The sequence below is a fragment of the Turicibacter sp. T129 genome, from assembly GCF_025594975.1.
Lineage (GTDB): Bacteria > Bacillota_I > Bacilli_A > MOL361 > Turicibacteraceae > Turicibacter > Turicibacter bilis.
The window spans coordinates 70,669-88,430 of the sequence record NZ_JAMQUU010000014.1; the positions used below are offsets into that span (position 1 = coordinate 70,669).

15 protein-coding genes and 1 pseudogene are annotated in these 17,762 nt (G+C 35.6%); 9 read left to right on the forward strand and 7 right to left on the reverse strand.

What is annotated here, in order from left to right; translation table 11 throughout:
- Positions 1–45: 45 nt before the first annotated feature.
- Entirely contained in the window at positions 46–2,061 is a 2,016-nt protein-coding gene (locus tag NEH75_RS01850; protein ID WP_262948422.1) for a thioredoxin domain-containing protein, read from the forward strand.
- Positions 2,062–2,142: 81 nt separating this feature from the next.
- On the forward strand, positions 2,143–2,727 hold the full coding sequence (locus NEH75_RS01855; protein WP_055305107.1) for a hypothetical protein: 585 nt from the start codon (positions 2,143–2,145) through the stop codon (positions 2,725–2,727).
- Between the two features lie 25 nt (positions 2,728–2,752).
- Here the strand turns inward: NEH75_RS01855 and NEH75_RS01860 are convergent, their stop codons facing one another.
- A complete protein-coding gene (locus tag NEH75_RS01860) occupies positions 2,753–3,664 on the reverse strand; it encodes an FUSC family protein (protein ID WP_055305109.1) in 912 nt (303 codons plus the stop codon).
- Between the two features lie 187 nt (positions 3,665–3,851).
- Between NEH75_RS01860 and NEH75_RS01865 the strand changes: the two genes are divergently transcribed.
- The 4 genes from NEH75_RS01865 to NEH75_RS01880 all read left to right on the forward strand — a co-directional run bounded on the left by NEH75_RS01865 (position 3,852) and on the right by NEH75_RS01880 (position 9,141).
- Entirely contained in the window at positions 3,852–4,727 is an 876-nt protein-coding gene (locus NEH75_RS01865; protein WP_055241764.1) for an SDR family oxidoreductase, read from the forward strand.
- 280 nt (positions 4,728–5,007) lie between these two features.
- Positions 5,008–6,843 (forward strand): asparagine synthase (glutamine-hydrolyzing), encoded by a 1,836-nt coding sequence (gene asnB / locus NEH75_RS01870; protein ID WP_262948424.1) that lies wholly within the window; start codon positions 5,008–5,010, stop codon positions 6,841–6,843.
- 120 nt (positions 6,844–6,963) lie between these two features.
- The gene (locus tag NEH75_RS01875) at positions 6,964–7,647 is read left to right on the forward strand and encodes a YiiX/YebB-like N1pC/P60 family cysteine hydrolase (RefSeq protein WP_055305113.1); all 684 of its coding nucleotides are present in this window, start codon (positions 6,964–6,966) and stop codon (positions 7,645–7,647) included.
- A 114-nt stretch (positions 7,648–7,761) separates the two neighbouring features.
- Positions 7,762–9,141 (forward strand): GTP pyrophosphokinase family protein, encoded by a 1,380-nt coding sequence (locus tag NEH75_RS01880; protein WP_055305115.1) that lies wholly within the window; start codon positions 7,762–7,764, stop codon positions 9,139–9,141.
- A 47-nt stretch (positions 9,142–9,188) separates the two neighbouring features.
- On the opposite strand, the gene NEH75_RS01885 is transcribed toward NEH75_RS01880, so the two are convergent.
- The 6 genes from NEH75_RS01885 to NEH75_RS01910 form a co-directional block, all read right to left on the reverse strand.
- The gene (locus tag NEH75_RS01885) at positions 9,189–10,169 is read right to left on the reverse strand and encodes an asparaginase (protein ID WP_055305117.1); all 981 of its coding nucleotides are present in this window, start codon (positions 10,167–10,169) and stop codon (positions 9,189–9,191) included.
- 185 nt (positions 10,170–10,354) lie between these two features.
- Positions 10,355–11,347: an ABC transporter substrate-binding protein gene (locus NEH75_RS01890; protein ID WP_262948425.1), complete on the reverse strand. Its 993-nt coding sequence runs from the start codon at positions 11,345–11,347 to the stop codon at positions 10,355–10,357.
- Positions 11,348–11,791: 444 nt separating this feature from the next.
- The gene (locus NEH75_RS01895; protein WP_068759722.1) at positions 11,792–12,586 is read right to left on the reverse strand and encodes an ABC transporter ATP-binding protein; all 795 of its coding nucleotides are present in this window, start codon (positions 12,584–12,586) and stop codon (positions 11,792–11,794) included.
- Entirely contained in the window at positions 12,561–13,475 is a 915-nt protein-coding gene (locus tag NEH75_RS01900; protein WP_055276171.1) for an ABC transporter permease, read from the reverse strand. The genes NEH75_RS01895 and NEH75_RS01900 overlap by 26 nt, the downstream gene beginning before the upstream one ends.
- A 1-nt stretch (position 13,476) precedes the next feature.
- Positions 13,477–14,457: an ABC transporter substrate-binding protein gene (locus tag NEH75_RS01905; RefSeq protein WP_262948427.1), complete on the reverse strand. Its 981-nt coding sequence runs from the start codon at positions 14,455–14,457 to the stop codon at positions 13,477–13,479.
- A gap of 314 nt (positions 14,458–14,771) precedes the next feature.
- The gene (locus tag NEH75_RS01910) at positions 14,772–15,197 is read right to left on the reverse strand and encodes a HutP family protein (RefSeq protein ID WP_055241747.1); all 426 of its coding nucleotides are present in this window, start codon (positions 15,195–15,197) and stop codon (positions 14,772–14,774) included.
- A 204-nt stretch (positions 15,198–15,401) separates the two neighbouring features.
- Here NEH75_RS01910 and NEH75_RS01915 point away from each other — a divergent pair.
- The 3 genes and pseudogenes from NEH75_RS01915 (at position 15,402) to NEH75_RS01925 (ending at position 17,700) form a co-directional block, all read left to right on the forward strand.
- A protein-coding gene (locus NEH75_RS01915; protein WP_262948429.1) for an IS630 family transposase occupies positions 15,402–16,434 on the forward strand; the annotation gives its coding sequence in 2 pieces (ribosomal slippage) (positions 15,402–15,899 and positions 15,901–16,434; 1,032 coding nt in all).
- A gap of 376 nt (positions 16,435–16,810) precedes the next feature.
- Positions 16,811–16,927 (forward strand): annotated as a pseudogene (locus NEH75_RS01920) (IS1595 family transposase); the annotation flags it as partial.
- Positions 16,928–17,112: 185 nt separating this feature from the next.
- Positions 17,113–17,700 (forward strand): DUF1349 domain-containing protein, encoded by a 588-nt coding sequence (locus NEH75_RS01925; protein WP_262948430.1) that lies wholly within the window; start codon positions 17,113–17,115, stop codon positions 17,698–17,700.
- Positions 17,701–17,762: the final 62 nt, after the last annotated feature.

Genomic DNA, 17,762 nt, shown 5'->3' on the forward strand with positions numbered 1-17,762 from the left:
TCTTTTCAAACACTAGAGCTATTGAAAGGAATAGGAGTTGATTTTGTGACGACAACAAGTAAACACCCCAATCATTTGATTCATGAATTATCCCCTTATTTATTGCAACATGCGTATAATCCGGTCGATTGGTATCCATGGAATGAAGAAGCTTTTACAAAAGCAAAAGCCGAAGATAAGCCGATTTTTTTAAGTATTGGTTATTCAACGTGTCATTGGTGTCACGTCATGGAGCATGAATCGTTTGAAGATGAAGAAGTGGCGGCTTATTTAAATGAGCACTTTATTTCAATTAAAGTGGACCGTGAAGAACGCCCGGATATTGATAGTGTTTATATGACCGTTTGTCAGAGCTTAACGGGGCAGGGTGGATGGCCACTCACCATTTTAATGACACCAGAGGCTCATCCCTTTTATGCGGGGACTTATTTCCCTAAAAATAGTCGCTATGGTCGACCAGGACTACTAGATGTGTTAAGAGCCATTGTTAAAACATGGTCTGAAAATCGTGAAAAAATTGAACAAGTAACAACTGGCATTCAAGAACATCTCGAACAAATGAATGAACAGCGAAACTCTAATCAAGAAGTCAATTCAAAACTTTTTGCCCATGCCATGCAACATTTTAAAGCGAGTTATGATTTTGAAAACGGTGGGTTTGGAGATGCTCCAAAATTTCCAACCCCACATCGTCTCATGTATCTGTTACGTACCGGTGATCAAAATGCCATCAAAATGGCGAAAAAGACACTGGATCAAATGTATAAAGGTGGTCTTTTCGATCATCTAGGTTTTGGATTTTCCCGATATTCCACCGATGATGAGTGGCTTGTTCCACACTTTGAGAAAATGCTCTACGACAATGCCCTACTGATTATCACTTATTTAGAAGCCTACGAAGTCACCGAAGAAAAACGATATCTTATGATTGCCACTAAAACCCTTCAGTATGTCCTCAATAATCTTCATCATCCTGACGGTGGTTTTTACTGTGCTGAAGATGCTGATAGTGAAGGCGAAGAAGGGAAGTACTATCTCTTTACACCAGAAGAAATCATTGAGGTACTCGGTGAAACAGAAGGGGCACTCTTTAATACGTATTATGGCGTAACCTCACTTGGAAATTTTGAAGGAAAAAATATTCTCAATCGTCTCCATGCATCCATTGATCTTGACGAATCACACATCGAACCGTTAAGACAGAAGCTTTTAACGTATCGTGCGTCACGTTATCATTTACATAAAGATGATAAAATTCTAACGTCATGGAATGGTTTAATGCTAGTCGCTCTAGCAAAAGCTTACCATGTGACACAAGATCAGCAATATGAGACCCTCATTCAGGAAACAATCTCTTTTATTAATCAACATCTCTTTGAAGAAAAACGATTACTCGCTCGTTACCGCGAAGGAAAAAGTCATTATCTAGGTTATCTAGATGATTATGCTTTTTATGTCTATGGTTTAATTGAAAGTTATCAAAGTACTTTTAACCCAGACTATCTTAAACAAGCCATCGGACTAACGCAAGAGATGATTCGCTTGTTTAAGGATGGTGAAGCGGGAGGTTATTACTTATATGGCAGTGATGCTGAGCATTTAATGATTCGTCCAAAAGAAACGTACGATGGGGCCATGCCATCAGGGAATTCAGTCGCAGCTTATAACTTAATTCGTTTAGCTCGCTTAACAGGAGACGCCACATTAGAAAAAGAAGCGATGGAGCAACTAAACTTCATGGCGGCTCATGCGACCCATTATGAAATTAGTCATGCCTTTTACTTAATCGCTGCTCAATTCGCTCTCGAATCAAGTAAAGAACTCATCGCTATCTTAACAAACGACAATGAAATCGAAGATTTTAAAACATTTCTTTCTTTATCTCCATTGTTTAATTTAACCGTTATCTTAAAAACCCCTGAAAATGAGAACAAATTATCAGATTTAATTCCATTTTTAACAGACTATCCTTTATCAAAAGATCCCTCATTTTACGTCTGTGAAGGTGGAAGCTGTCACGCTCCCGTCCATACACTCGGTGACTTAAAACAGTTTATTTAAAAGAAGGCAACTGCCTTCTTTTTTTATGTTCTCACGGAAGGAGGTACTGTCATATATTATAGAAAAGGGGGTGTTTAGGCGATGTTAAGTCAAACAATGTTACGAATTAAGACAAATATTGGAACTTGTCTATCCGAAATGGATGAAATTCTAGAATGTTGTCATAGTTTGCTTGAAAACAATAACATTATCATCTTGATTAATCGATCGCTTTATCACAAACTCAAAGAGGAGTGTGCCAAGCTAACAAAAGTTCGAAAAGCCCTGTATCGCATTTACAGTCATTTAGAGACTGAATTCACACCTTATGTCTTAGATTTAACCCTTGAAGGACATGAGTTAATCAAAGAAATCAACGATATCATTCAAACCATCGAAGATAAATGGAATGAAGGAGATATTGATATTAATAAATATACACTAGCCCAAGCTATCTTAATTTTAGAACTAGATGGAGATGTCATCATTGATATTGATGACTTAGAAATGGTGTTGGCTCATCCAGAATACTTCTGGCTTTGTCTTTATGTTGTTCCCGAAAATAACGTAAAAATCTGTCATTACTCTGCGTGGAAAACAAAACAAGAAGCTCTTATCTTTGCGATGCAGATGCCTGGATGTGGTAAACATCATGTCATTAACCGATTCACTCTAAAAATAGTATAAAAGGACTAATCGTTGATTAGTCCTTTTATTCTTGTGTTGGATTCAAATGCTCCGTTAAATCTTCAACGGTAGAGGTTAATAAATAAATTTGGTCTAACATCTTATGAATATGATATTCAAAAATAGGATGAATCGGTTCCCTAAGCTTGACTTTTTCTTGACAGCCTTGATTAAAAAATTCAATAATCTCCATTTTATTATCAAACGTCATCTCTGTTTGCTCTAATTCCAGTTTAGCAATACACTTAGCATGAAAATAAATGTCGTGGCACGCATCAATGGATTTCTTTAATTTTTTAGAGGAAACAGGATTCTTATGAAATTTTGTATCAGCACAATAATTATGATATAACGCATTTAAACGACTTAATTCAGAATTTAAAGGAGATATATTTAAGTCTTGATGAATTAAAATATTTTTGACCAGTTCAATCGTCATTTGTTCAATCTTTTCAATCTCATCCGTTAAACGCCCTAAGTAATTCGGCTGTGCAATAAAATAATTGACTAAAATCCCCACAATGATTCCAATTGAAGTATCTGTCGTACGTAAAAGAGAATAAATAAGTGGATTTTGATCGGCTGTAATCCCCATTAAAATAGAAATACAGACGGTTGCTGCAATGATAATAGAGGAGCTTATTTTTAAAGCATTACAACAAATAATCGTCACAATGACTGCAAAACCAAGATGAAGTGGGTGATCAAAATGGACAAGTGCAAATAGGTAACCAATGATAGCTCCTAGTACGGTGCCAAGTAATCGATTTTTTCCTGCCACAAAGGAACTTTTCACTGTATTTTGCATCGCAAACACCGTCCCAATCACGGCATAAAAAGGGTTACTAATTAAAAAGGTATTTCCGAGACAGGCGGTGATGACAACGGCTATTCCTGTTTTTAGTGTTCTCATTCCAACATGTTGCTTAATATCCATCTCATGTCCCCCTAAATCTCTAAAAAGTTTGAACTTTGCTACCTTATAATATAGCATGTGTCTTGCGGTTCGACAAGAGACATTTAATGGCCTTTTTGTTCATATTTTCATTCAAGGTTTTCTTATAAAAATAGGACATTTGTGAAAACTATCAATGAATGTTTTAATCAAAAGGAGGATTTGTTAAATGACTAGCCCATGCAGTCAGTTTCCCAAAACCGCAAAACCACAAACTCAAACGAAACAACCAGGGATTGAATCACAAATGGATCCCAAACCGATCTATGATCATCCTGAATACAATAATGGTTCTGGACGCTTAAAAAATAAAGTGGCGATTATTACAGGTGGCGACTCCGGAATCGGGCGTGCTGTTGCGCTTGCTTTTGCCAAAGAGGGAGCAAAAGTGGTTGTTGTTTATTATGATGAGACAGAAGATGCGAATGAAACTAAACAAGCTATTGAGCAGGCGCACGGTGAATGCTTATTAATTCAAGGTGATCTGACGAATCCAAGCTTCGCACAGGACATTGTTAATCAAACATTAGCAAAATTTAATCAAATTAATATTTTAGTAAACAACGCCGCTGTTCAATATCCACAAAATGAAATCACTCAAATTAAAGATGAAGACCTTCATAAAACATTTGCGGTCAACTATTTCGGAACCTTCTATTTAACGCGTGCTGTGGTGCCGCATTTAACTGAAGGAGATAGCATCATTAACACAACATCAGTCACTGCTTATGAAGGAAATGAAACGTTATTGGATTATTCATCTACAAAAGGAGCCTTAACAGCCTTCACTCGTTCACTGGCTTCTAATTTAGCTAAAAAAGGGATTCGCGTGAATGCAGTGGCACCAGGTCCCATTTGGACACCACTTATTCCAGCGTCATTTGATGCTCAAAAAGTGTCTCAACATGGAGCGAATGTGCCAATGAAACGTATGGGACATCCCGTAGAATTAGCAGGTGCTTACGTGTTGCTAGCTTCTAATGAAGGATCTTATATGTCTGGTATTACCATCCATGTCAATGGTGGAACGATTATTAACTGTTAAAAAGAGATAGCATTTGCTATCTTTTTTATATTTCCGAACATTCGTTCTAAGATTATCCAGACGGTGGCAAAATGGCACCTGACCTGATTAAGCGTTATCATTGCATGAAAATAAGTCATTTATCACTCATTTAGCAAAAAATACACGTAGCTGAGTCTATTTTTCTCACCGTTCGAATAAGGAACGAACAAATGTTTGTGTTAATTATTTTGTTTTTTAGTTCTTTCTAAGACAATCAGTTCGTAAACTATCTTATAAGTTAGCTGAATAGGTGATAACCATGTGTGGATTAGTTGTCTTGATGAAAAATAAAACAACGATTGAGGATCTCCAATTCATGCAGTATGCTTTACAACAAATAAAGTACCGTGGACCAGACGATGAACAATTATATGTATCTGAACAACTTATTTTAGGATTCAATCGTTTAAGTATTATTGATTTAGAAGGTGGATCACAGCCTTTTCATTCAAGTGATAAGACGTGCCACCTTGTGTTTAATGGAGAAATCTATAATTATTTAGAACTTCGCACTCAACTTGAGAAATTAGGATTCAGTTTTGAAACTTCTTGTGAGGCGGAAGTGATTGTGACTCTTTATCAGTTATTAGGGTTAGAATTCATGTCTCAACTGCGAGGGATGTTCTCCCTTGTGCTATACGATGAAATAACACAAGAATTAATTGCTGTTCGAGATCGGTTTGGGATTAAACCATTGTATTATTACCACCTTGACGATGGAATCTTCCTAACATCGGAACTTAAAGTGTTTAAATCCATATACGATAAAGAACAGTTTCTCGATTTTAAAGCACTCCAGCATTACTTTACCTTTCAATACATTCCCGAGCCTGATACATGCCTCATAGATATTAAAGCACTTGAAGCAGGGACTTATTTAACTTATTCACTTGAGAAAGGACTAAGGATAAAGACGTATGCCACAGTAGAATTATTACCGACTAAAAAAACGTCCTATGTCTTAAAGGAAGAACTCCAGCAAGCCATTGTTTCTTCCGTCAAATCTCACCTACAAAGTGAGGTAGAAGTTGGCTGTTTTTTATCAGGGGGCATAGACTCTACTATCCTTACAACATGTGCTAAAGCGTTTAAAGAGGATTTAAAAGCTTTTACAATCGGCTTTGAAGAAGAGGGTTATAGCGAAATCAATGAGGCCATAAAAACAGCAGAAAAATTAAAGCTAGATTTAACGACAAAAACGTTAAATGCTCATGAATTCATGAAAGAAGCTAGGCAAGCCATTGAGTTTTTAGATAGCCCCGTTGCTGATCCTTCAAGTGTTGCCATTTATAGCATCGCGAGAGAAGCAAGAAAACATGTCAAAGTCATCTTATCAGGTGAGGGTGCCGATGAGCTTTTCGGTGGCTATCGAATTTATCGAGAAGTCGATGCCTTAAAACTGTTTAACCCGATTCCTAAACCAATGAAACAAATACTTCTATGGGTGGCGAATCATTTGCCGAATATGAAAGGGAAAAACTTTATCAGACGCGGCTGTATTCCGTTAAGAGATCGATATGTTGGGAATGCCTTCGTCTTTAACGAGCAAGAAAAAGAGCAGCTCCTATCCTTTTATGAGCCGTCTCACTCCTTTACGAAGATTACCCATCCGATCTATGATCAAATCAAGAATCTCGATCCACTAACACAAATGCAAATGATTGATTTAAAAACGTGGCTTCGTGGTGATCTCTTAGTGAAGTCAGATCGACTAACGATGGCACATGCTTTAGAGCTTCGGGTACCCTTTTTAGATCAACAGGTACTCGAACTAGCGAAATATTTAACACATCGTGAAAAAATAGAGGGGGTTCAAACAAAAATTTTATTACGAGAAGCTTTTGAAGGCTTTATCCCAGCTCATGTCCTTGAGGCTCCGAAAAAAGGCTATCCGGTCCCTTTAAAAAAATGGTTTAAAAACGAACTTTTCGACGAAGCACGGGACATCATTTTAGCGCCAAGTTGTGAGCATCTCATCAATCAAAAGGTGGCGCTTTCCTATTTAGAAGCCCATGCTAAAGGAAGAGGGGATCATAGTCGTAAAATTTGGACCTTAATGACCTTTATTTTATGGTATGAATCATGGGTCAAGTAAGAAAATCTTGTTATTTTATAGTATGAATCATGGGTCAAGTAAGAAAATCTTGTATAAATGAAAGAAATGTATGCTATAATAGAGAAACTACTTTGTCTTATACCACTTTTGGAGGATCAAATGAAACCAAACTATTATTTCATTACATTTCTTTTTTTTATTTTAATCATTTCCATGCTAAATTTTTTAGTTGAACTGAATGCTTATACGCCAAATCATGCTGAGAATTCTATTTCAGTGATGAAGCAAACAACTGAAGACTTTAAAGTCGTAGATTATCCTATTAGTCTTATCACGTTAGAAGAACGTTGTGTCGATGAGCAGAATCAACAAGTCAAGTGCCATCAGCTTCAAGATATTCAAAATGGAGATATTTTAATCACTAAATCTAATCATACGCTACTCTATCGCCATGGACATGCTGGAATTGTGCTCGATGCAGAAGCGGGACTAGTTCTTGAAGCCTTAGGGTATGGAACAAGTTCGCGATTAGAATCACTTGAAAAATGGGACTATTATCCGACTGTGAAAGTGCTACGCCTCAAAAACCGCACTGAAGAAACCATCAGTGAACTCGTTAAACGAGCGATGTCAGATTTTTTAGATATTAATTATAATCTGATTGCAACTAAGACAAACATGAATCTCACGCATTGTTCAGATATTGTTTGGAAAGTTTTTAATGCTATTGGCGTGGATATCGATAGTAATGGTGGCTGGTTGGTCACTCCAAAAGATATTAGTCAAAGTCAATACCTTTATGAAGTTGAATCTTATGGTTTTTCAGATGAACGCGCTTGGTAACCTAGCAATGATATTTTGCTAGGTTTTTAATTTATACTAATTTTTCATTAGCATCATATTAAAAATAGAGTTAAAATAAAGATATAAGATTTTAAGCAAAAAGGGGAGTTAACCTTGCCATTAGCAGAATTTAGATATATTGAAAAAGCATTATCGACACTTGATAAAGAACGTGATCAACTAGAAGTCATTTCAAAATTACTTCAGATGGAATTCACTGAAATTATGAACCTCCATACGATGGAGTATTTAAATATTACCACTCGTGTGAAAGGACGAGACAGCTTAAAAGAAAAAATTCTTCGCCAAGGATACTATAAAAAATACAATGACCCCATCCGCCTGATTTATCAATTATCCGATTTAATTGGAGTTCGTATTGAATGTCGCTTTGAACAAGATGAACGTGCGATTTATAAAGTCTTAAAAAAACATTTTAATGTGAGAAATGATGATGGGTACTATTATAATGAAATGAATCCAAATGTTAAATTAAGCTTAGACGGGCGTCAACCACAAAAACAGAAAAATGGATTTAAAATCTTCAGAATTGATGGAATTGTCACAGATACGAATAATGAGTTACCCTTTGAGTTACAGATTAAATCACTTGTTAACTCATTCTGGGGTGAAATTGAACATAAAATTATTTATAAAAATTATAACTTCCTTTTAGTCGATGATTTATTAATTGAAATGATGCACTCGATTAAAAATAACTTAGCTTTACTCGATAAACAATTATTAACCATTTACCGAAATGTGGAACAACGACAAACGGATGAAGAGTATCAACGTCGTAACCTAGAAGAAGTGATGGCTAAAATGTGTAATGATGTCTTTGCTAAACAGTTAAAAGAGCAACTGGGAATGAACGTTAATATTAAAAAAGCATGCCAAACCATCATGAAATACACATTCTTTCCAAATGGGATGCTAGAAATTCAAAATATTAGTGATTCTCTTATTAAGGCACTTGAACGTATTTCTCAAATTTCAAATGAGGAAGTCGAATTCAACGTTCCAATTATTTTCTCACGTGAACCTCATTATACGAATAAGTTCGCGCAGATTGTTGGGCCGTATTTTAGGGATGTGATGAATAAAGAGTTCCATTGGAATCTCTTCTTCAAAATCTTATTTGAAATCGAACCTCAAGATAGCGTCGATGATTTTGAAAAGTTCTTAGGCTTCCTCGAACAAGCGTATCAAACTTCATCTTCAATCACACGACTTAAAAAGATTTTGTATTCACAACTTGAAGAGCATGCTGATGAAGTCATGGAGACCCTCATGGAAACCGTCGCTCATATAATTGTTTCCATTGATGACGTTGAATGTATTTATGAAAACAATATTACAAAAGTTGCCTCTGTCATTGCGGATACGTTGCGTGATATAACAGCCCAAATGACGACTTACGATCAATGGCTAACTCAAAAAGAAGTCGTGATAGAAGACTTCAAACAATATTTACTTGAAGAATTATCTTAATAGAAAAAAAGCGCAAAGGCGAAATTTCCTCCTTTTGCGCTTTTTAATTAATCTATAAAGTATGATTTGACTTCTTCTAAGTTTTTAGCGACTGTTAGAACTAACATTAATTGAATACGAGCTTTTTGACCGTTTAAGTTACTTGCTAAAATAGCTCCCGCTTCAACTAATTGAGCACCACCACCGTCATAACCATACGATTCTAGTACACGTCCCATTGGACAACGAGACACGATAATGACCGGAATTTGATGAGCAACGGCACGTTTGATTCCTTCCATCATCATTGGTGGAACATTTCCTCGTCCCATCGCCTCAATGACGATTCCTTTCGCCCCTTTTTCAACTAAGAAATCTAAAAGGGTAGAGTCCATTCCTGAGACAGCTTTCAGTAAATGAACATCCGTTTCAATACGATCCGTCTGCACATGCTTAGTTGGAATCGATTGTTTATGATAATAGATGACATCATCTTGATCGACAATACCAATTGGACCAAACTCTAACGATTTAAATGTATCCAGGCTCATCGTATGAGTTTTAGTCACTTCACGGGCTGCATTGACTTCGTTGTTTAAGACAACTAAGACTCCTTTATTTCGTGATTTAGGATGAACCGCTGTACAGATAGCAGCTGCTAAATTACTTGGCCCATCATAACCAAGTTCTGATCCATTGCGCATTGCTCCAACGACAACGACTGGTTTCTCAGTATTTAAACAAATATCTAATAAATAAGCTGTTTCTTCTAAGTTATCCGTCCCATGTGTTACGACAACACCTACAATATCGTCCTGATTTAATTTTTCTTCTACCACACGTTTTAACTCCATCATTTTTTCGGGTGTCATATGTGGTCCTGGAAGTTTTCCAAACTCTACAATATCAAGCTCAGCAATTTGATCAATGTTTGTGACCATTGACATAATATCTTCACTAGACATTGACGGAATGGCGGCCTTCAGACGTGGATCTACTTTCATTGAAATGGTTCCACCTGTAAATACTACTGCTACTTTTTTTGCCATAAAAAAGCCTCCACGTTATTTATTTTTTAATCTTACTACGTAATTATTTTACTCATTCCAGTTCTTTGATGCAACCTTTTGGCAAAAAAAAGAAAGAGGTGTCTAATTTTTAGACCTCTCTTTCTTTGATATACATTTTAGCAACAAATTAATCCTTTTATGTTAGAGTAGGGGAATCCAGCCTGTCATTCTTCACTCGTTACAATTTCAGCTCGTTCTAAAATACTATCCGGAATGGTTAAACCAATCGCATCGGCATGTTCTTGATTCACAACTAAAGACGTATTTTCTAACGTTTTAACTGGCATGGTACTTGGATCTTTTCCTTCTAATACTTCAGCAGCCATTAAACCTGTTTCATATCCTAACTGGAAGTAGTCAATACCTTCGGTTGCAACGCCACCTTTTTTAGCCATTCCTTCTTCACCTGTGACAACTGGAATTTTTTTCTCAAGACAGGCATTCCAAACGACTGGCATTGAGCTTGACACTAAATTATCCGTTGGGGTATAAATCACATCAACTTTATCAACAACAGAAGCAATGGCATTTGGAATCTCATTGACAGATGTAATTCCAACTTTGATAATATCAAGCCCTAACTTAGCCGCAGCTTCTTCTGCTAATGCCACTTGAATTTCCGAATTCACTTCACTCGTTGTATATAAAATCCCAACTGTCTTTGCCTCAGGTAACAGTTCTTGAATCAGTTCCATTTGTTTAGCCACAGGTGTTAAATCACTCGTTCCTGTCACATTTGTTCCGCTCACATCCCATGCCTTTGTTAACCCTGATTCCACAGGATCAGTCACCGCTGTGATCACAATTGGAATATCTTTTGTCGCGTTATAAGCCGCTTGAGCCGCTGGTGTCGCAATGGCAAAAACTAAATCAACGTTACTATTCACTAACTGGCTGGCAATGGTTTGTGCCGTTGGATTTTGTCCTTGTGCATTTTTAAAATCAATGTGAATGTTGTCTCCGTCAACATATCCCTCATCTTCTAAAGCAGCAATAAATCCTTCATAAGAAGCGTCTAGGGCAGCATGTTCTGTATATTGTAAAACACCAATCGTTTTCATATCTGAATCCGTCTTTTGACTACAACCAGCTAGCAAGCTACAATAACAACAAATCATCCCAACCCCTAGACCTTTTAATACTTTACTAGCTTTCATATGATCATCCTCCTATCATTATCTATTTTGTTCAACTCATAATGAGTAAAACCATCCTCTTTATCTTCACATCACATTACCTTTTGGCTGAGAATAAAGGAGTTGTCTCTCAAACCTCTCTATTTACTAAAGACACCAACCTCATGGATTATTTTCTATTGATTAAGTTGGATTTCAATGAATTATGATTATTATATGAGCTTAAATAATAAAAGTCAAACGTTTATTTCTATTTTTTTCCAAAAAAGTATTTTTAAATACGTTTTAAAAAAGTAGCCTATCGTATTTAAAATCGTAGCTATCAACGACTAAAAATAAAGTCTTTAAATCGTAGAATAGGGGAGATACGACGATATCATGATATTAGATCAGTTTTATAAAAGAGATCGAATCGTCTCTTTTCCATTCATAAAAAAAGTGATGTCGCTACGTGACATCACTTTTTTATGAGAATAATAATTCATCACTGAGCGATCCATTATGCACATTTTTTTCAAATTGATGTAATAATTTTTCAGGCGTTAGTTCTTGTTTTTCATGGCCACTAATATCAAGAACAATCTGTCCTTCATGTAGCATGATTAAACGAGATCCATATTTAATCGCATGCGTTAAATTATGCGTAATCATTAACGTCGTAATCTTTGATTCTTGGACCATTTGATTCGTTAAATCCATAATTTTAGCGGATGTTTTAGGATCGAGTGCTGCCGTATGCTCGTCAAGCAGTAATAAATCGGGCTTCACCAAAGTCGCCATAATTAAAGAGAGCGCTTGACGTTGCCCTCCTGATAATAGACCAACTGGAGTTTGCAATTGATTTTCAAGCCCAAGTTGGAGAGGCGCAACGATTGCTTTAAATGTTTCAATATCTTTTCTAGATTCTAAAAATGCTAAACCAAATCGTTTTCCCTTATTACGAGCCAAGGATAAGTTTTGTTGAATGGTTAAAGAAGGTGAAGTTCCGAGCGTTGGATCTTGAAAGACGCGTGAGATAAAGCGTGTCCGTTGATATTCCTTTAGTTGGGTAATCTCATGATTAAGTAAGGAAATAACCCCTGCATCGGGTGTTAACGTTCCGGAGATTAGATTTAATAAGGTTGACTTTCCGGCACCATTACTTCCAATCACCGTCACAAACTCTCCTTCTTCAATCGTTAAATCCAACCCCTGAAAAATTTTCTTTTCATTGACGGTATTCGGATAAAACGTTTTACTTAATTGTTGAATGTTTAGCACGCGCAATCCCTCCTTTAATGTTAGATGGTTTCGAAGTTTTAGATAATAGGGTAGGAAAAGCTTTAATTTTATGATTATTTAACGCTAAAGCTAATGTAACAATTAACGCACTTAATAATTTTAAATCTGTTGCAGGGAATCCTAGCTGTAACGCAATAGCTGTACATCCTTGATATAAAATCGCTCCAATAATAGCCATCGTGGTTGGAAGAATCCAACGTGCTTTTTTAAAAATCGCTTCACCGAAAATAACGGCGGCTAAGCCAATGACAATCGTTCCTGTTCCCATCCCAACATCAGCAAATCCTTGATACTGAGCACTTAATGATCCTGCTAAAGCGACCAATCCATTCGAAACCATTAAACATACAATTTTAACCCATCCTAGATTCACCCCTAATGTCGTCACTAATTGGGGATTATCTCCTGTGGCCTTAATCATAAATCCAAACTTCGTTTTTAAAAATAAATCGACGATGATTTTAACACACACTACAATGATCACAATGGTTAATAAAATAGGAATCGCACCTGAAAAAATACGTTCTTCATTAAACAGTGGAATATTCGCTTTTCCCATAATACGTAGGTTAATGGAATAAAGACCACTCATCACTAAAATTCCTGATAACAAATTCGTAATTTTAAGCTTAACATGCAAAATTCCTGTCACAGCTCCAGCCAACATGCCACCTAAAAAAGAAATTAACACAGCGAGTAGGGGAGTGACATCTTGTGTCAGAAGGAAGGCTGTAATAGCCGCTCCTAGTGGGAAGGTTCCTTCAACCGATAAATCAGCAAAATCTAACACTTTATAAGTCAAATAAACACCTAGAGCCAAGATCCCAAAAATGAGTCCTTGCTCTAAGACTGTTAATAAAACTCCCATCTTATTCACCTCCTATAATTTCAGCACCTTTTAAAATCGAATCAGGAATGGATAATCCAATGGCTTCTGCATTTTTTTGATTCACGATTAACGTTGTATTTTGAAGGGTATTAATTGGCATCGTACTTGGATCTTTTCCTTCTAATACTTGAGCAGCCATTAAACCTGTCTCATATCCTAATTGATAGTAATCAATCCCTTCAGTTGCAATACCACCATCAATGACCATCGTATCCACTCCAGCAACAATGGGAACTTTTTTATCTAAACAAGCATTCCATAAAACTGGCATCGAACTTGCAATTAAGTTATCAGTTGGGGCATACATCGCATCAACTTTATCAATCACAGATGCAACTGCTTGAGGAATATCATTAACCGTTGTGACTCCCACGCGAATCACTTGTAACCCTAAGTTAGAGGCGGCTTCTTCTGCCATCTTGACTTGAACTTCCGAATTGACCTCACTCGTTGTATAAATCACACCAACTGTTTTCGCCTCTGGAACTAACTCGGTAATCAATTCCATTTGTTTAGCAACAGGCGTTAAATCACTCGTTCCTGTCACATTTGTTCCTGACTGGTTCCAGTCTTTTACGACTCCAGCTTCAACAGGATCAGTCACCGCAGTCATTAAGATAGGAATGTCTTTTGTTGCATTATAGGCAGATTGAACAGCTTGTGTTGCAATGGCGAACATCATATCCACATCGTCACTTACATACTGATTAGCAATAGTTTGAGTGGTTGTAAGATCCCCTTGAGCATTTTTTAAATCAATTTTAATATTTTCCCCTTCAATATATCCTTCCTCGGCTAATCCTGCGATGAAACCTTCGTAAGCTGCATCTAATGCACCATGCTCCATGTACTGTAAAACACCTATCGTTTTTACATCTGAGTCTTTATGACTACAAGCAAATAAAAAACTACTAAAAACCATCCCAACACCTACAAATTTTAACAGTTTGCTGGCTTTCATACGATCATCCCCTATATTCATTTTTTATCTTGTTAAACTCAGATGAGTCAAACACCACCTGCTTATATGGAAATAAAAAAAACTCTCTTATAAAGAGAGTTGTAGGTAGGCTTTAAAAACCCTATGTAAATAAAGGTTTAATTTACTTGAGCTACCATTCTACGAACCTACAAAATCCCCATATAATTTCTACCTCATAAATCCCCGTGGATTTATGTTTTCCTACTATTCAGTAGTTTTAAATTATGATTATTATATGGGTTTTGGTAATAAATGTCAAAAGGGATATAGAGATTTTTTATCTATTTATAAAATTACAGATTTGCAGGTACTGAACGATGGGCGAGACCGATGACGACATCATCTAAATGAAGTAACCCAATACTTAAGAAAATACAGACGGTTAAATTTTCACCACAGCGAGCAATGGCAACTTTACCTCCTGCATTTAACCCAGTTGCTTTCATTGAAACTTGCATAATGGCATCACGTGTTGCACCTGCAACAGCTCCATCTAAAATAAAAGATTCTTTTGTCACATTTGTTTTACGTGAGGCAATAATCGCACGCTCAATAATTTTCGGAATGGATTGAAGTAAATTTCCCCCGATATCCACTGCAGTGGCATAAATACCTTGCGATCTTAATTCACGAACTAATTGATCTTCTTCACTTCTCGATGCGGTCATTGAAACTTTAACAGCCGCTTTAGCTACATCTAAACTACTAAATTCTTTCATCTTCAGACCTCCTTCAGCTACCATTTAAGGTTACACCTTTTTAGAAGAAAATACAAAATAAAAATAGAATTTTTTCTATAAATATATAAACAGAAATGTAATTCATAGTTTTTAAGTTCAAACACTTGTGGTCAAAATTCGTCAAAATCTATGTTAAAATAGTAGGTATTAAACATACATTTTAGGATAGAAATTGGGGCAACTATGAATCAGACAGAATTAAAATCAATTGAAACAGCGATGCGTGAAACATCATCTAAACAACTTTATACTCGTTATCAAGTCATCTATTTACACTTACAAGGATACAAAAATGTAGAAATCGCTAAGATGGTTCCCTTCACTGCTCAGACCATCGGAACACATGTTAGAAATTATAAAAAGTATGGACTTGAGGGATTAAACCCACGCCCAAAATCAGGCTGTCCGAAGAAACTTTCACCCTCACAGGAAGCTTTGTTAATTGAAACGATAGTTGAGAAAACACCTTCAGGTGTTGGGCTTGAACCTTATATGACTTGTAATTGTAAGCTTCTATGTCTTTGGGTAAAAAGAGAATTTGGCATCTCATTTACTAAAGGAGGAATGCGTGACATGTTGTTACGCTTAGGTTTTAGCTACTCACGTCCGACTTACTCATTAGCTAGAGCCAGTCAAGAAAAACAAGAGGGATTTAAACAGGAATTCGAACAATTAAAAAATTTTGATTCGTGGAGAGATTGATCATTTATTGTTTCAAGACGAAAGTTCCATTAGAGATTATCAATCATTAGTCAATAATTGGTTTCCCAAAGGAAAACAACGGATTATTCCTACTTACGGGAATAATAAAAGTATCAAATTAATAGGAATCCTTAACTATGAGACAGGTCATGTTTATGTTCAAGAAGAAGAACGTTACACAGCTGAGATTTTTCTTAAATTCTTAAACAATGTTTTAAAGGAATATCCAACTGGAAGGATTGTTTTGATTTTAGATAATGCAAGAATTCATCACGCTAAAGTCATACAACCTTTTTTAAACGAACACAAAAATAGATTAAGGTTAGTCTTTTTACCACCTTATAGTCCTGAATTAAACTTAATTGAAGGATTATGGAAATGGTTAAAACAATCTGTGATTCATCATGTCTTTTATAAAAATATAAATGAGATTAGAAACGCTGTTCAAGGATTTATTCAACATATCAATGAAAGACCTTCGGAAGTGATTCAAAGACTCTGCGAAAAAATGTGAAAAACTTATCTGTTTATATAAATAATAAAAAAAACACTGAATCAGTGTCTTTTAGATTAATAATATATCATTACAAATAGAGAGGTATGAGAAAGAGAAGAAAGGTGAGCTCTAGTTGAATGTCTAAGTTGTGCTCATTAGTAGTATAGATTATTTATGATTAGTTATACAATGTTATAGTCATTTTTTTATTTTTTAATAAAGAAAGGCTCTGTTTTAGAAAGGTGTTGATATTTCACACAGAATTTGCATAACTAACTCCTAAAATATCCATTATAATATTATTAGAACATACGTTTGATGGGTTTGATTTATACCAAAAGCAGTTATTTTAGCACTTTTAAAGCGAGTAGCATCAGTTGATTTACCAGAAATTTTAGTCGAAGTTGAAAAAGGAATCTCAAAGATTCAAAAGGTATATGTTCAATCACAAGCAAGTTACTCTGTCATATCAAATGAAAGTATTAAAAGACGCAAACCACAGTTTATATAATTTAACATCTATAAATTACATAAATTGTTAATAGGTATTTAAGTAAGTGTTTTTTTGCTATATTCCTATTTTATTACAATTAGTATATAATTAACCTAAACATTAAGTAACCAATGCTATGAAATCGAGGTTAGATTGTTGTTAAATAAGGGCTATGAATGATAACTTTTATAGGGGGGAAAGATATGTTGTTGAAAGGTTATAATTCTACTTGGATTTACGAACCTAAAGAATATAATTTATCAGATGAAAAATTAATGATTAAGACGGAACCTAAAACAGATTTTTGGCAAAGAACCTACTACGGCTTTCAAAATGACAATGCGCCTGCATTACTGATTCATACAAGTGAAAAATATTTTTCTTTTAGTGTGAAAACACAATTTAACAGTAAACATCGATTTGACCAATGTGGGGTCATAATTTATCAAGATAGTGATAATTGGTTTAAAGCATCTATAGAATATGAAAATGAGAACTATCAACGATTAGGGAGTGTTGTGACTAATCATGGGTATTCAGATTGGGCAACAACAGATATCCCAGCTAAACAAAAAGAAATGTATTATAGGCTCAGCCGACGTAGTAGTGATTATTGTATTGAAAATTCATATGATGGAATTCATTATAAACAAATGAGGATTTTCCATTTATTTGAGGGGCAAGGCAAAATAAGAATTGGAGTATATGCTTGTAGTCCAGAAGATTCTTCATTTGAAGCCACTTTTACAGAAATCCAATTTACAGAATGTAAATGGGAAGAACATAAGTAATTAGAATAAATTAAAAAGAAAAAGGCTGAAATATAAGTTTCAGCTTTTTTTCTTTTTAAATA

Bases quoted from the DNA above. Each gene is read 5' to 3' on its own strand.
- NEH75_RS01855 (WP_055305107.1), top strand. From the start codon at position 2,143: ATGTTAAGTCAAACAATGTTACGAATTAAGACAAATATTGGAACTTGT.
- NEH75_RS01860 (WP_055305109.1), bottom strand. From the start codon at position 3,664: ATGGATATTAAGCAACATGTTGGAATGAGAACACTAAAAACAGGAATA.
- NEH75_RS01865 (WP_055241764.1), top strand. From the start codon at position 3,852: ATGACTAGCCCATGCAGTCAGTTTCCCAAAACCGCAAAACCACAAACT.
- asnB (WP_262948424.1), top strand. From the start codon at position 5,008: ATGTGTGGATTAGTTGTCTTGATGAAAAATAAAACAACGATTGAGGAT.
- NEH75_RS01875 (WP_055305113.1), top strand. From the start codon at position 6,964: ATGAAACCAAACTATTATTTCATTACATTTCTTTTTTTTATTTTAATC.
- NEH75_RS01885 (WP_055305117.1), bottom strand. From the start codon at position 10,169: ATGGCAAAAAAAGTAGCAGTAGTATTTACAGGTGGAACCATTTCAATG.
- NEH75_RS01890 (WP_262948425.1), bottom strand. From the start codon at position 11,347: ATGAAAGCTAGTAAAGTATTAAAAGGTCTAGGGGTTGGGATGATTTGT.
- NEH75_RS01900 (WP_055276171.1), bottom strand. From the start codon at position 13,475: ATGGGAGTTTTATTAACAGTCTTAGAGCAAGGACTCATTTTTGGGATC.
- NEH75_RS01905 (WP_262948427.1), bottom strand. From the start codon at position 14,457: ATGAAAGCCAGCAAACTGTTAAAATTTGTAGGTGTTGGGATGGTTTTT.
- NEH75_RS01910 (WP_055241747.1), bottom strand. From the start codon at position 15,197: ATGAAAGAATTTAGTAGTTTAGATGTAGCTAAAGCGGCTGTTAAAGTT.
- NEH75_RS01925 (WP_262948430.1), top strand. From the start codon at position 17,113: ATGTTGTTGAAAGGTTATAATTCTACTTGGATTTACGAACCTAAAGAA.